General features: G+C 62.5%; 7 protein-coding genes and 1 other annotated feature. All 7 genes read right to left on the bottom strand.

Going from position 1 to position 15407, the window contains the following annotated elements:
- Positions 1-93: 93 nt before the first annotated feature.
- The 7 genes from OGM61_06335 to OGM61_06305 all read right to left on the bottom strand — a co-directional run bounded on the left by OGM61_06335 (position 94) and on the right by OGM61_06305 (position 15289).
- Positions 94-522: a hypothetical protein gene (locus OGM61_06335; protein UYI83485.1), complete on the bottom strand. Its 429-nt coding sequence runs from the start codon at positions 520-522 to the stop codon at positions 94-96.
- A 190-nt stretch (positions 523-712) separates the two neighbouring features.
- Entirely contained in the window at positions 713-1954 is a 1242-nt protein-coding gene (locus tag OGM61_06330; protein UYI83484.1) for a hypothetical protein, read from the bottom strand.
- Positions 1955-2030: 76 nt separating this feature from the next.
- Positions 2031-2276, bottom strand: a binding site (T-box leader).
- 181 nt (positions 2277-2457) lie between these two features.
- Complete coding sequence (locus OGM61_06325) at positions 2458-9765, bottom strand: S-layer homology domain-containing protein (GenBank protein UYI83483.1); 7308 nt, start codon at positions 9763-9765, stop codon at positions 2458-2460.
- Between the two features lie 106 nt (positions 9766-9871).
- On the bottom strand, positions 9872-12925 hold the full coding sequence (locus tag OGM61_06320) for an S-layer homology domain-containing protein (protein ID UYI83482.1): 3054 nt from the start codon (positions 12923-12925) through the stop codon (positions 9872-9874).
- A 339-nt stretch (positions 12926-13264) separates the two neighbouring features.
- Positions 13265-13504: a hypothetical protein gene (locus tag OGM61_06315; protein ID UYI83481.1), complete on the bottom strand. Its 240-nt coding sequence runs from the start codon at positions 13502-13504 to the stop codon at positions 13265-13267.
- Positions 13505-13619: 115 nt separating this feature from the next.
- The gene (locus OGM61_06310; GenBank protein UYI83480.1) at positions 13620-14435 is read right to left on the bottom strand and encodes a hypothetical protein; all 816 of its coding nucleotides are present in this window, start codon (positions 14433-14435) and stop codon (positions 13620-13622) included.
- Between the two features lie 5 nt (positions 14436-14440).
- A complete protein-coding gene (locus tag OGM61_06305; protein UYI83479.1) occupies positions 14441-15289 on the bottom strand; it encodes a rhomboid family intramembrane serine protease in 849 nt (282 codons plus the stop codon).
- Between the last annotated feature and the right edge of the window lie 118 nt (positions 15290-15407).

Here is a 15407-nt window from a genome sequence, read left to right as displayed (position 1 = left end):
GCGGGGCGATTCTTGTAATATGTTATTTCGCCTTATTTCACCGCGGCCGCGCCTACCTCGGGCCGTACGGGAATGCCGGAGTCACTCACTGTCTCAATATTCGAAACCGTCTATGCAGTTCATTTCATCCAGCGTGTATTGGTCAACACTCCACTCCACAATCAAACCATCTACTTCCCACCACGTGGAATTATCCTGCCGGAAAACCTCGACGGCAAGTCGAGCGTCACCTTCATTTTTAAATACACCGAGGTTCCGGCTATATTCAAATTCATATTCCGCATCGTGAATGTAGACATTGGCCAGATAAACGAGCACCGCATGCTCTTCCACTTCGTGCGCAAAAACGACAAATCCGTTGGGATAATCACAAAAGCCGGGAATGCTGCGATACTTTTCGATTGCTGCTGCCACCCGCTCCGCCGACGAAAAGCAGCCGAGCATCGCGCAATCCCCGTAGTGGAAGCGGCCATCCGCCAGCGTTTCCGCCCCGTGCATGTGCACCAATTCATAAATTTTCATCTGTCGTTTTCTCCATGACTTCTGTGATCTCCGCAAGCAGAATTTCTGCGCGGCACTGCCATGATAGCAGGCGTGCGAAAACCTGTCAACACGCCAGTGCAGCGGTCGATAAAGGCTCCATAAGGCATGTATCTCACGTATTTGCAAAAACACCTCGCAGCGGCAAGTGCTGCTGTGAGGTGTCTCTTTGTTATTTTGCCTCAGCGGGAATAGCGGCGGATGCCGCTTCCTCGGCCACTTCGGCCTCGGGCTGCGCGGCGGCAAAGCCCTGCGCAAGGCCGTGCTCGCGGATGTACTTGCGGTTTTTGTACACGCCGACGGTCAGGAACGGAACGACCACGACCGCGATGCCGAGATAGCCGCAGTAGCCATAGCCGTACTTGATGATGTTCGTGAGGCCGGCCATGGAGATGGACATGGACAAAATGATGATGAACGCGGACACGATGGCGCTGCGCACCGGCGCGGACTGGATGCCGCGGAACATCGGCAGCTTCTCAAAGCGGGCGACGAAGCCGAAGATCGTCGTCACGCCCGTGGAGATAAGGCAGAGCATGAGGCAGACGCCGTAAACTGCGGTGAGCGCGCGGATGCCCATCGAATTGCAGACGGTGAGCGTGGGGATGGTCGTGCCGCCGTCCACGGCGGTGTAGACGCCGCGCCAGCAGATGAGCATGAACACGGAGAGCACGAGCGCGACCGCATTCATGACAAAGGAGATCCACATGGCCTTGGCACAGCCCTGCTTGCTGCGCATGGTCGTGCCGCAGGCGATCATGGTCGGGAGCGTGACGCACTGGAAGCCGGCATAGGTGAAGGCATTAAAGATCGCTTTGGGGACATTGGCAAAGCCGGTCGTCCGGAAATCCGCGGAGAGCACCGTGAACAGCGGCGACTCGCTCTTGAAAATGCCGATGGCGTAGATGGTGATGGCGGTGACGAGGATGGCGATGCCCATATAGGTGGACGCCGCGCGGACGATGCCGGCGCCGAAAATGGTCAGGAGCAAGACGAGGCAGCCGACGGCCACAACGCCGAGATAATAGTTCACGCCGAAATAGCTCCGCAGCGCGGACGCCGCGCCCGAGATGGCCGCCGCGACGGCCATGAGCACCATGATGTAAAAGAAGATCTCAAACAGCCACTCGATCTTGTCAAAGGGGTGGTAGAGCGTCTCGAACAGCTGCTTATAGCTCGTCAGGCCGCGGGAATTGTACATGATCATGGCCTCACGCATCGTGAGCGTGAGCAGCAGCATGGCCACGATGGCCGACACGATGCCGGCCCAGCCGAGGCCGACGTAATACGTATTGGCCTGGTTGCCGGTCGCAAAGCCGCCGCCGGCGTGCGCGGAAAACAGCACCGCGCCGACCGAGAAGGCGGCAAAAAACGGGGTCTTGGGTATGGTTCTGGTTCTGGTTTGGGTTTTCATGATTCGTTCCTCCTGCAAAATGATCTGATGGTTTGGCAGGAAAAAAGAAAACCCTCCGCCTTTCCTGCCCTCTGGCAGAAGAGACGAAAGGCCGAAAACCCTCCGCGGTACCACTCTTCTTCGCCCCCAAATCAGGGGACGCACTCACACGGGATACCATCATATCCCTGCACAATAACGGGCGCACCCGTCTGCACCTACTCATCGTTCAGCGCAGCCGCTGTTCAGCCAGTTCGGCAGGTCTGTACGCTTTGTGCCTCGCACCACCCGGCACTTCTCTGAAAGGACGTTCCTGCTTACTACTCTGTGTCTTCGCGTTTGATGGCTTGATGATAACACCCGTATCCGGCGCGCGTCAAGGCACGCATTCACCGAAAAAAGTTGAAAAATTCGAAGGAAATTTGTCGGATCCATGCATCCAGCTGCCGCGCAAAAAGCCGGCCGTTTCCGAAGAAACGGCCGGCTCGTGCTCAGGTTTTGGTATGTGCGTTACCGGGTGCGGCTCACTTGGCGAAGTAGTTATACAGGAAGCGCACCATATGCGCACGTGTGCAGTTCATCAGCGGGCTGAAGGTCGTGCTGCTCGTGCCGTTCGTAACGCCCTCGGCCGCAGCCCACGCCACGGCATCGGCATAGTAAGCCGTTGCCGGGACGTCGGCAAACGTCGTCTTGTTCTCCACAGCCGGAGCGCCGACATAGCGGTACAGGAACGTGACGCACTGCGCACGGTTCGCAGTCAGGTTGGGACTGAAGTGATGGTCATCCGTGCCGTTCGTGATGCCCTCGCCCACGGCCCAGAGCACCGCCTGATAGTAGTAGGCATCCTCCGAGACGTCCACGAACGGATTGTTCATCGACTTGGGCGTCGGCTTGCCGGCGGCGTTCCACAGGAACATGACCGCCTGCGCGCGGGTGCAGCTCATATCGGGCGAGAAATGATCCTTGCTCGTGCCGTTCGTGACACCCGCATCTGCGGCCCACTGGACGGCGTCGTAGTACCAGGCGTCCTCCGCCACATCGACAAAGACGATGGCGGGCTTGTCCTTCGTGAACGCTGCCGTGATGATCTCGCTGGCCGTGCAGCCGTCCTTGACGGCGATGGCCTTGACCGTTGCGGACTCCGTGAGCGTGAACGCGCCGGTGTAGAGCGTGCTGTCGGCCGTCGGGTCGCTGCCGTCGAGCGTGTAGTAGATGCGCGCGCCCTCGGTCGCACAGGTGATGGTGACCGTCTGTTTGCCGGTGAAGGTGCCGCCGTTCGGGTCGATGACCGGAGCGGCCGCAGACTGCAGCACGGGGATCGTCGGCGCATTGCCCTGGCGGACGATGCCGTCGAGCACCCAGCTGTCGATCGTGAGCTTGGCTTCGCGCACCACGATGTCAAAGTCGGAAATGCCCTGGGCAAGTGCCGTGCGCAATTCCTTATCCTCGCACTGGTTGTCGTTGAGCAGGTCGCGGAAGGCCTCACTGCGGAGCTCCGCCGCGGTCATGCCGGCGGTCTCCTTGACAACGCCGGTGTTGCCGAGCATGGTCACGTTCTCACCGACCGCCTTGGGCTCGGCGATGACCGAGTTGCCGGAGCGCTGCTCCTGCTCCTTGTTGAAGTAGCCGTAGATGATCGTGCCGATGGCGGTGTTGCGGCCGGTGATGCCGCCGATATCGCCGGTGGCGTTCTTGGACACCAGCTTCACGTCGGCGTAGTTGTTGCCGGCCACACCGGCCTGCATGCCGGCGATGCCGCCGATGGTGGCGGAGTTGACACCGGCCTCGGCATAGATGCTGCCGCGGGCATAGTTGTTGGCGACGATGGCAAAGCCGTCCTGGCCGACAATGCCGCCGGCGAGCGCCGTGCCGCCGGTCGAGATCGACGTAATGTCGACCTGCGCGCCGCAGTTGAGGATCATGCTGTTGTAGCAGTAGGCCGTGATGCCGCCGTTCTGGCTCCAGTCAACGGACTTGTTGTAGATCGTACCGGAGACGGTGCAGTTGTTGATGACGGCTCCGGCGCCGGTCTCGCTGTTGTCGGTGACACCGGCGATGATGCCGGCATAGGTACGCACGGCATCCAGACGCGCGATGTAGATCTCCGCATCCGCCACGGCGAGATTGCGCACGACTGCGCCGTCAATGCAGGCGAACAGGCCGGCGGAAACATAGTCCGCAGGCGTTTCCTGCGTGCCGATCTTCATGCCGCGGATGCAGTGGTTCTGCCCGTCGAAGATACCGGCAAAGTAGTGGCCGCCCGCGCTGCCGACCGGCATCCACTGGGCGTCGCCGAGGTCGATATCGGCCGTGAGCACGATGTACTCACCGTCGAAGTGCTCATCGGCGTTGACCGCCGCGGCAAAGGCGCGCAGCTGCGCCGCCGTTGCGATCTGATATGGATCGTTCTGCGTGCCGGTGCCGCCCGCGAAGATGGAGGACGGATCGGCAGGATCATAGGTGCTCGTATCGCCGAGCAGCGCCTTGTTGACGGCGACGGACAGCGCCGCTTTGAGCGTCTGGTCATCGCTCGTACCGTCGGAGGCGTTCTTCACGGTCTGGTCTTTGAGCAGCGCCGCGAGAATGCTCTCGCTGTTGGCAGCGTCAAAGTCGGCCGGGGCGACGACCTCGGCGGAGACGATCTTCTTGTCGGCCACTGTGATGCGCACGATGACCTTCTTGTTCGCGTCGCGGCCGTAGTAGATGCCGTCCTTGTAATCGTAGTTGATGCTCGGATCCGGGCGCTCGACCGGGACATAGGTGATGTTTGCGTTGTCGGTGCCGAACACGACGGCGCCGTCCTGAAGCGTCCAGGTGCGCAGCGCGGCGGGCAGGTCGTCCTCCGAGATCGGGAACGCGCCGAAGTTGCCGTTGAGCTTGTCGGCGAGTGCCTGCGCGGTCATGTCCGCTGCCGGGAGCGCCTCGACGTTGCTGACGAACGAGCCGCTCATGAATTCGCCGTCCTCATTGTAGCCGGACGGGACCTGGCTGCCGAACGCGACCGGCGGGTCGAATGTCTGATCCTTGATGGTCAGCTGCGCGCCGTCGCTGAAGTAGGAGTCGTAGCTCTCGCTGATGGCGGTGGCCATACCGGCGATGGCGCCGACATAGCGCGTCCAGCTGCGGGAGGTGCAGTTGCTGGTGGTGTAGCAGTTAGCGATGGTACCGGCCTGGCAGCCTGCGATGCCGCCGAGGTAGGTCACGCCGCCGTCGTCCACGTTCTCGCGGTCGGTCTCACCGGAGATATCGCCGAACGTGTAGCAGTTAACGATCATGCCGTAGGCGTTCATGGCAGTGATGCCGCCGGCCTCGGCGTTGGCCGTCTTGCAGAAGGCATCGAGCGTGACGTCGGTCCAGGAGTTGAGGATGTAGCTGCGCTGGCTGTAGCCGATCAGGCCGCCGGTAAAGCTGTTGTTTTTGTACTCGCCGTCTTCGGTGCGCACGGTGATGTCACCGGTCGCCCAGCAGTTGTTGATGATGGCAAGGTCGCAGCAGCCGGCCAGCGCGCCGCCGATGGCGGACTCCTTATCGGCCATGAGGTGGATGCTGACGTTCTCCATGCCGAGGTTTTCCACAACGGAGCCGTTCATGAGCGCTGCGAACAGGCCGAAGTACACGCGCTGCTCCGCACTGACCGGGGCGGTCTTGCTGCCGATGGCCATGTTGGAGATCTTGTGGCCCTGGCCGTCGAAGCTGCCGCGGAAGGCCTGCGTGCCGTTGGCCAGGTGGCCGATCGGCGTCCAGGCTTCGCCTGCGAGGTCGATGTCCGCGCCGAGGACGATGTATTTGCCGGAGTAATCCGTCTTGGCAAACGAAGCCGCAAACGCCTTGAGCTGGTCAGGGTTCTGGATGACCCAGGGGTCGGCCTCCGTGCCGGAGCCGCTCTCGAAGAAGTCGAGCACCGGCGCGTCGGGCTGGACAAAGACGTCCGCGCCGAGCACGGTCTTGCCGTCGCGCGCTTCCCAGCCGTACCACGCGGCGGGACGCATGGCAATGAGCATGTCGGTCGTGAAGTCGATGTCGTCGCTCGTGAGGAACTTGTCCGTGGCGGCGAGGCCCTCGGCCGTCAGGCCGTGGTTCATGGTGTCGACAAAGGCGGCGCTGGAGGTGTCCACACCGGCGACGTTGTTCGTGTCGCCGCTGACGAGATCGCCGATGGCGGTCGCGCTGCCGGACGTGCCGTTGACAGACACGGTAGCCTTGCTGTTATAGTAGCAGTCGGTCACGATGCCGTTGTAGCTGCGGCCCGTGGACATCTGGCCGATAAGGCTGCCCACGGCCGGTTCATCCGGCGTGATGGCCATCGTCAGTGCAACATTGCCGGCTGCGTAGCAGTTGTGGAACAGACCGGTCGCCTGGCCGACGAGACCGCCGACGGAGGCGCTTACCTTGGAAGAGGTCGTATAGCCCGAAATGGCCGTCACGTCGCCGAGGGCGGCGCAGTTGGCGATCATACTGCCGTTGGAGTTCGTGGCAACGAGGCCGCCGGCCGAGCACAGGCCTTCGGTGGATTTGACCTGCACGGTCACATCCGTCCAGGAGTTGGTGAGGTAAGCATCGAGGTAGAGCGATGCGGTCAGGCCGCCGCCATACGCCCACTGCTTGCCCTCCGTGCTGACGATGCCGCCCACGACGGAGCAGTGATCGATGCGCGCATTCTTGCCCATGCCGAGGTTACCGCCGACGAGACCGCCGACGAACGGACGTTCATAGTCAGCGGTGATTTTGCCGTACACTGCAACGTTGGTCAGGTTCAGGTTCGAGAGCGTGGCGCCGTTTGCCAGCACGTCGAAGAAGCCGACGCTTTTCTGCTCGAGCGGCGCGAGCTCGGTGCCGATGCGCACGCCGGAGACGGTGTGGTTGCGGCCGTCAAAGTTACCGGCGAAGTAGTGGATGGGCGTCCACGCACCGTTGAGGGTGATGTCCGCGTCGAGCGCGACATACTGGCCCGCGTAGTCGACCGCGTTGTCGCCGGTGGTGGAGGCGGCAAATGCGCGCAGCTGCGCCTCCGTCTTGATGACGAAGGGATCGGCCTTGGTGCCGGTGCCGGAGGCAAAGATGCTCTCGGCCTTCACGCCGAGCAGGACTTTGCCGTCGGCAGCGCCCCAGCTCTGCCAGACCGCCGGACGCATGGCCGCAAGGCCCGCGGCCGTGTAGCCGGAGAACTTGCCGCTGTTGATGAGGTATTCATCCGTCGCGGCGAGGCCCTCGGTGGAGATGCCCTGGTTCATAACGGCGGCAAAGGCGTCGTTCGTAACGTCGTCCTGCGCCGTGATCTTGTTGTAGTTGATGCCGCTGTACCAGCTGTCAGGCGTCTTGCCGACCGCGATGAGGTCCTTGCTCTCGCCGTTGACGGTGAGCACCGCCTTGCTGCTGTAGTGGCTGTCCACGACGGCACTGCCGCTCTGCTCGCCGATGAGCATGCCGGCATAGGCGTCATAGTCGCTGCTGGCATTCGTCAGAGTGACGCTGCCGGCCGCGTAGCAGTTTTCCGTCAGGAACGGGGCCGAGGCCAGCAGGCCGCCCGCTCTGGTGCGGTTATACTGCAGGCTGTTGCCGCTGGCGGTGACATCGCCGAGCGCGGCACAGTTGCCGACGAAGCTGCTGCTGCCGAACGTGCCAACAAGGCCGGCCGCGTTGGCAACATACTTGCTGCTGGTGGCCGCGACGTCGATATCCGTGTAGCAGTTGGTAACGTAGTTGGTGCCGCCGAGTCTGGCAGCGAGGCCGCCCGCGTACACGTGCATGCCGGAGGACGCGGAAATGGTACCGCCCGTGACCGAGCAGTTGTCGATGCGGACGTCGGCGCCCATGGTCTGGCCGCCGGCGATCAGGCCGCCGGCATAGACGGTATCATCCAGGCTGCTGCCCGTGCGCACGACGTTGACCGAAACGTCCGTCAGCTTGAGGTTGCTGACCGACGCGCCGTTTGCCAGCGTCTCGAAGAAACCGGCGCTGGTGCGATCCGACGGCTGCGCGCTCGTGCCGATGGTCATGCCGGAAACGGTGTGGCCGTCGCCGTCAAAGCTGCCGCCGAACTTGGCGATCGGCGTCCACGGCTCATCCGAGAGCGCGATATCGGCATCGAGCCGGATGTACAGGTTCGTGGTGCTGAGCTTGCCGTTCTGGGTGGCCTCAGCGAAACCGCGCAGCTGCGCCTCAGTCTCGATGCGGTAGGGGTCAGCCTGCGTGCCCTCGCCGCCGGCGAAGAAGTCGCTCGGATCGACAGGCTGATTGCTGCCCTCACCGGTCGGCAGCAGGCGGCCGTTTTCGACCTGCCAGCTGTTCCAGCCGTTTTCACTCATGCTCAGCAGGCTGTTCATCGTAACGCCGTTGCCCAGCAGGCCGACGGCCTTGCTGGAGAAATACGCCTGCGCATCGGCAAGCTTTTCCTCCGTGAGCGCGTCGGCAAGATTCGTCTCCAGCACGCCGGAGGTGAGCTCCGCCGACGTCAGACCGGCGCACTCTTCCTGGTCGCTGACCGAGTAGCTGAGCGTGGAATAGCCGACCGCGACCGGCTCTGCCACCGCTTCATCGTTATAATAGGTCTGCGCCGCGTCGGCGTTGAACCAGCAGCGGTAAGCGGCCGTGCAATACGCCGGCGCGCCGGCGATGCCGCCGATGGGGACATCGGAACCGTCGCCCGCATCGGACATGGCGTCCATGTGCAGGGTCACGTCGGAGTAGCAGGCGTAGATCGCGCCGCAGCTGTAGCCGACAATGCCGCCTGCGCCGTACATCATGGAGCCTTCGCAGTAGTTGCCGATCGTGCCGAACGCCGCGCAGTTGATGACCGCGGAATCGTTGCTCGTCCAGCCGACGATCCCGCCCGCGCCGGTATCGCTGCCCTTGGCCACGATCTGCACGTCCGCCCAGGTGTTGCACACCAGGCTCTTGCCGCCGTTATTGCCGACGACACCGCCGACGTAGGTGTAGTTGTTGTCACCGGCCGCATCGCTGATGATCGTGCCGCTGACCCAGCAGCCGTCGATCACGCTGCTGTCGCCGGTGCCGGCCGCCAGAATGGCGACTGCAGGGTCTTCATCCGTGGTCTTGTTGTTGATGAACGCATCCTTGACGCCCAGGTTGCGGATCGCACCGCCCTTGCCGACAAGGCCGAAGAGGCTGGCATACTCATACGCGGCGGGCTCGGCTTTCGTGCCGATGGTCAGGCCGGCGATCGTGTGGTTGTCGCCGTTGAAGATGCCGTTGAAGCTGCCGCTGTCGCCGCCGATCGGCGTCCAGCTCTCGCCGGTGAGGTCGAGATCGGCGTCGAGCGTAACATACTGGCTCGCGTAGGTCTCACCACCGTTGACCGAGGCCGCGAACGCCTTGATCTGGTCGACCGTGCGGATCAGATACGGGTCAGACTTCGCGCCGATGCCGGCGGCAAAGATGCCGGTGTCCGGCTGCTCCGGCTCGGTGACGAGCGCCTTGCTCAGCGCGTCGTTGACCGCGGCTTTGACGCCGTTGCTGCTCATGGTCGCGCCGGAAACACCGTCGATCTCGGTGCCGTTGGCCTTGACGATATCGTCAAAGAGCGAGGCGACATTCATAGTTTCCCAATAGCTCTGCTTTTCCTGGCTGACGAGTTCCACCTTGGCGATCTTGCCGTCGGTGATGGTCACTTTGACCTTGATCTCGCCATTTTTGAAGCCCTTTCCGGTGCCCTCATAGACACCGTCCTTGTAGCTCGTGCCCTCCTGGGCATACACTGCGGTCAGATCGCCGCTCGCGCCGGTGTCCGCGGCATAGGCCGGGAGCGCGCAGCCGACGAGCATGACCACCAGCAGCACCAGGGACAGGAGCCGTTTGGTGATTGCCTTGTTCATGGGTTGGTCATTACCTCCTGAAAAAATATGATATGTATATTGTTTGTGCATTCAGCGGATCTGTGTGCGGCCTCACCTTCCCTTTCCGCCGGTCGGTCCCGGCATATCATGCATGCAGTTGATTGTACAAAAGCGTCACGATCTGCGCGCGAATGCAGGGGGCCGCGGGCGAAAAGCAGTTGTTGCCCGTGCCCGTCGTGATCTTATTGGCGGCGGCCCAGCGCACTGCGGCCGCGTAATACGCATTTGCCGGAACGTCCGTGAACGTCTGATCCGCGGCGACCTCCGGGCTGCCGGCGGCGCGCCACATCATCGTCACCGCCTGTGCGCGCGTCACGATGCCGTTCGGGGAGAAGGTCGTGCCGCTCGTGCCGTTGGTGATCTTGCGTTCGACCGCCCAGCACAGGGCTTTGTAGTAGTAAGCATCCGCCGACACGTCCGTAAACGGGACGGTCAGGGAACTCGGTTCCGGTTTGCCGGCGGCGTTCCAGAGGAAGGTCACGCTCTGCGCGCGCGTGCACGTCGCGTTCGGGGCAAAGCAGGTGCTGCTGACGCCGTTCGTGATGCCGCAGCGCTTGGCCCAATAGACGGCTTCGGTGTAATAGGCGTCATCCGGCACGTCGTCGAACGGCGTGACCGGCATCAGCGCGCCGCAGCGGACGCAGACGCCGTTTTGATAGCTGTGGCCGAGCGAATCGCCGGCCGCGACCGTCAGCGTCTCACTGACGGCATCGCAGCGGTCGCACTGCACGTAATACTGCGCAGGCTCGGTGCAGGTCGCTTCCTGCGCGCAGGCGGCGGAAGCCTTGTCATGAAATGCATGGCCGAGCGGGGCGAGCGTGTCACGATAGGTGCCGCCGCAGACGGTGCAGGCATATTCCACCCATCCGGGCTCCGTGCAGGTCGCCGCCCGACGGGCGGACTCCACATACTGGTGCTCATGGGCCGACTGCAGCTGTGTGGTGTACCACAGGCCGCTGGTCTCGCCGCGATAGAGCGTCAGCGGGGTCTCCGTGCTGCGCACGCAGCGGAAATACTGCTTATCCGCGCAGAACTGCAGGCTGCGCGCCATGAAGCGTGCATTTTGAATGACAACGCGGCCATCCTTCCAGCTGATGAGCCAGCGGGCATAGCTGCTGCTGCCGTCCACGTCGGAATTGAGCTGGTCGCTGTTCGAGCGGCAGGCCAGATACAGCGATGACATTGCGCCGCCGAGCCGGATGGTATACTGTTCCGTCCCGGGCACGCGCGTGATCTGCACGGTATACGTGCCGAAAACGCCGGAGACATTTCCGTCCGCGTCCACGGTGATGCCGGTATTGGCAAGCGGCACGGCAGCAGCGGTGCTGCCAAGCGCCGCCCCGTAAACGGTGCCGTCACAGTGCAGGACGCTGTCACCGCCGCGCAGGACATACGTCCCGCTCCAGTCATCCGTGTCCGCCGTGACAGTGGAGAACGCAGGCGTCCGCCCATCCGGCGTGGCAAAGTATTGATAGAGCGCGTAGAGCGTTGTCTCCGCACCTGTGACATCATAGCGCTCACCCGCGCGGAGCACCTGCGCGCTCACGGCCGGGGTCTCGACCGGCTCGGTCGTCCAGCCGACGAAGTGATAATCCTGTGCGTCAGCCGTGGGCGTGCCCGTCGGCTGCGGGAGTGTGATCGGATCGCCGATATAACCGGCGACATCCGGCTGCGTCACGCCGTCCGGCACGGAGAAGTGCACGGCCGCCGGCGTCTTGGCAGCAAAGTGGATCGTCACCTTGCAGTCCTGCCGCAGTGCGGAAATGCGGAAGGTATTGCCGTTCTGCAGCACGGTCGCCGCGCCCTCGGGCGTGACGGTGTAGCCGGAGGCATAATAGCCGGTGTTGGCATTGGCCGTGACGGTCATGCCCCGCTGCGTCACGGAGCCGTGCTCCGGCGTGTCGGTGTCCGCCGTCAGTGCGTAGCGGTCGAGCAGCGCCCAGCCGGAGTTGACATCCTGCAGCGCATCGACATTGCCGTGGCCGGGATAGGTATCATCCGCGGAGACGACGATCGGGAATGCGGCGCGGCCGCGCTGCGCCTCCTCCAGCGTCGTCATCTGATAGTTGGCGGACATGCCGTTGGCCTGGCAGATCTGCGGCGAGCAGTCCCATGCGCCGCAGGCCGTCTTCATGTCCGTGATCGCCTCGGCGACGGTGCTGCCGCCGAGCAGGCTGTCAAAGAACACAGCCTCAAACGTATAGTCGCCGACAAATGTGACCGACTGGCTGTAACCATAAACGGCGCCGAGGCCGCGGTCCATGAGCGGCTTTTCCAGGCCGTCGGTCGCCATGCCGAGGCAGATCGCCATCCAGAGCAGGCCGTTGTTGGCCTGCGCGTCGGCGTCCATGTGGTCGGCAATGACCGTGCCGTCCACGAGGAAATATTTCATGCTGCCGCTCGTGCTGCTGTAAACGGCGTGCCCGCCGTCATAATCCGCCTTGGTCAGGCCGTCGCCCGTCTGCAGGCAGAGGTAAGACGTCGTGGCGCCGGAGGTGTAGTCCTCGCCGTTTTCGTAATCTGTCGAGCCGTGCGAGTCGAAGAAGACAACGCCGCCGTCCGTGATCGCGTCCGCAACGGCGTCGATCGTCGCCGCATCACCTTTATAGTAGTGATAGATACCCTCGGACGCCTGCGCCACGCGCTGGGCCTCCTTCTGGTACTGCTCGGTGAAGCTGCGGTCAACGCCGTAGTACGGCTGGAACAGGTACACATCGCGCCCGTGCTGCGTGCCGCGCGCGGCGTAGGAGCGCGTCTGCACATCGGGCGTATCGTCAGCCGTGGGCTCCGCCGCCGCCGCGATCTGCTCCAGACGCGGAGAATAGGCACAGGCGATGCCCTGCTCCGTCATCCAGTTGATCCGTTCGCCGCTCGTCTCGACCGAGCCGGGCACGACCGCGTCCTGCGCGTTGAGATAGTCGCAGATGGCCTGTGTGCGCCCGTCTGCGGATGCATCCCGCCGCGCCGCCGTCTGCTCCACGTCCTCGAGCGCGTTGAACAGCGCGTCCGCAGCGGCATAATCCGCCGCCGTGAGCGCCGCGTCCGCGCCGTCGTCGGCCGCAAACGCCGTCACCGTCAGCGACAGCAAAACGGCGACCGCAAGGAGCACCGACAGCATTCGTTTGAATAATTGCTGCATGAATGTTTCCTCCAAATGATTCGTTGCGAAGTTTAAGTTAGATTCATCTAATTTAAATTAGAGCAATCTAACTCTTGCGGAAAAGAAAAGCGCGCTCCGGCGTATCTGCACCGACCGGGCGTGCATGATCCCGACTAGCTCTTCGATGTTAGATACGTCAAACTGCCACAAAAAAAAGAAAAGTGCGCCACAAAAGCAGACACATATCCACGCACTTGGCATTATACAATGGCGCTCACAGCGTGTCAAGAAAATTCTCGGCGATCTGCCGCATTCGTCCAGCGCAGAAACACGCCGCACCCGCGATCGGGTACGGCGTGCAAAATGCGGTGGTGCGGGTCACTTGACCTCGTCGTCCAGCCAGTCGGCCAGCTTGGCCTCGTCCAGGTTCAGGCCCTTGGTCAGGAACGCGACCATTTCGTTGAAATTGAGCTTCTTCATGCGCTCAAAGTTCGACTCGCCCTTCTTCTCGGGGTCGATCAGGCGGCCTTCGATATAGCCGCACTCATAGCACATATTCAGCGCATACTTCCGATGGGTATCGAGCGTCATTTCATGACCGCAGCGGGGACATTTCATCACACATTCTCCTCTCCATAAACAGCAGTTTTTGATACTTTATGTACCGTTTCCTGCGCAATATCTAGCAATATGCTACATGATTGTGCGCGAATATGCAAGCATAGTTTACGAATTAACACGGCGCGTCCGCCAGGGTAACGGTCAGCGTCTGCGCCAGACGCACCGGGCCGCCGATGGACAGCCCCGTCACCGCGCCGTGGGCGCGCTGCACGCCGACCTCGAGCGTGCCGCCCGGCTGGCCGATGCCGATCTCCGTAATGCCGTCGGCAAAGTCCGCCGTGAGCACGACGGCCGTGGCGACGCTGCCGGAGGCGCAGCTCGTCTCCGCGACGCACGAGCCGGTCTCACGCACGAACACGACCGGCTGCATGCTGCCGGCCGCCCGGTCGAGAAACAGCGCGCCGACGGCGCTCGCCTCCGGCGCGGCGGCAATGGCACGCTGCACGAGCGCATCGTCCGGCTGCGCGCGATCCATGACAAAGTGCGTGATGCCGTCGAATGTCACGCGCACGGCCTGCACGTCCGGCCAATCGGCCGGCTGCACCGCGCGCGGCAGCGGCATCACCGTGGACGCCTCCCCCGCCGCTGTGTCCGCCATGACCGGCTGAACGCCTTCCGCCCCGCTGATCTCGGCAAGAACGCAGGTTTTCCCCTGCGCGCCGGTGCGCAACGCGTGATAAAACCCCGCGCAGCGCAGGGCGTTGCCGCAAAATTCACCGCCCATCATCTCCAGCCGGATCTCCCCGCCGCAGCGCGGCGCGGTCAGAAAAGCGGCCTGTTCAATGCGCAGCTCCGGCAGGCGCAGCAGCTGTGCCGCGATGCGCGCGCGCTCCGCGGCCAGCACGTCCGAGAGCACGATGGCCGTGACGTTGCCCGCCGGATCGAGCACCGCGACTTCATATTCCCGTTTCATTTCTCTGGTCTGCATGGCGGTCACTCCGTGAAATGGACATGGTTGTTGATGTGATCCTGGCAGAAGCAGTGGTAGCCCACGCAGCGCGAGCAGTAGCGAAACTCCAGCTCCGGATGATCCACATCCGTGCGGCCGCAGACGGCGCATTTATAGTGATAAGGCTTGTTTGCCTGCTCGCGCTGGATGCGCCGGGCCTCGCGCTTGAAGTTCACCGTTTTCTGCCGCTGGCGCACGTGCGACGGGCGGAAAAAGTCAAACAGCCAGTCGCCGCAGTAGACCAGATAGTTGAGCACCGCCACCACCGGCAGCAGGTTCAGCGGGAACGACGTCGTGACGACGCCGAGCACGAACAGCGCCGCGTCCACATATGCCAGATACTTCACTTTGATCGGGATGATGAAAAACAGCAGCACCTGCATATCCGGATAGAGCGTGGCAAAGGCAAAAAACATCGACAGGTTCAGGTACGTGGTCGAGACGATCACGTCGCGCCCGAGGATGGCCGAGAGCACCACGCCGTAGATCGCCGTGAGCAGCATGCCGCTCACGTAATAGATCGTGAATTTGCCGTTGCCCCACTCGCGTTCGAGGCACGAACCGATCCAGTAGTAAAAATACAGCATCACCAGCAGCCAGATGGGGCTGGCCTCCGTCGGCACGAACACATACGTCACCAGGCGCCAGACCTGCCCGTGCAGGATGCCCTGCGCCGAGCCGCACAACAGCGAGGCGATCTGCCCGGTCGTGTCCATTTTCGTCAGCAGCCAGACGGCCGCGTTGCCGATGACGATGATCAGCATCAGGTTCGGAATGCCAAAACGCGGGTGCGCATAGCAAAACCGGTCGATTTTGTTCATCAGTTTTCTCATTGGGTTCCTCCGTAAATACAACGTATGTCCATGATACCTTCTTAAAACCGCAAAGTCCATAAAAAAATATCCGGAATCGTAATTTGTGCTTTCTAAATGGGCGATCGTGTGGTATGAT

The organism is Clostridiales bacterium (assembly GCA_025757645.1).
Lineage (GTDB): Bacteria > Bacillota > Clostridia > Oscillospirales > Oscillospiraceae > CAG-103.
This window is presented reverse-complemented; position numbering and strand designations above follow the sequence as displayed.

What these genes read in the sequence shown, in the direction of transcription:
- OGM61_06325 (UYI83483.1), bottom strand. Translation starts at nt 9,765, where the DNA reads ATGAACAAGGCAATCACCAAACGGCTCCTGTCCCTGGTGCTGCTGGTG.
- OGM61_06315 (UYI83481.1), bottom strand. Translation starts at nt 13,504, where the DNA reads ATGAAATGTCCCCGCTGCGGTCATGAAATGACGCTCGATACCCATCGG.
- OGM61_06310 (UYI83480.1), bottom strand. Translation starts at nt 14,435, where the DNA reads ATGCAGACCAGAGAAATGAAACGGGAATATGAAGTCGCGGTGCTCGAT.
- OGM61_06335 (UYI83485.1), bottom strand. Translation starts at nt 522, where the DNA reads ATGAAAATTTATGAATTGGTGCACATGCACGGGGCGGAAACGCTGGCG.
- OGM61_06320 (UYI83482.1), bottom strand. Translation starts at nt 12,925, where the DNA reads ATGCAGCAATTATTCAAACGAATGCTGTCGGTGCTCCTTGCGGTCGCC.
- OGM61_06330 (UYI83484.1), bottom strand. Translation starts at nt 1,954, where the DNA reads ATGAAAACCCAAACCAGAACCAGAACCATACCCAAGACCCCGTTTTTT.
- OGM61_06305 (UYI83479.1), bottom strand. Translation starts at nt 15,289, where the DNA reads ATGAGAAAACTGATGAACAAAATCGACCGGTTTTGCTATGCGCACCCG.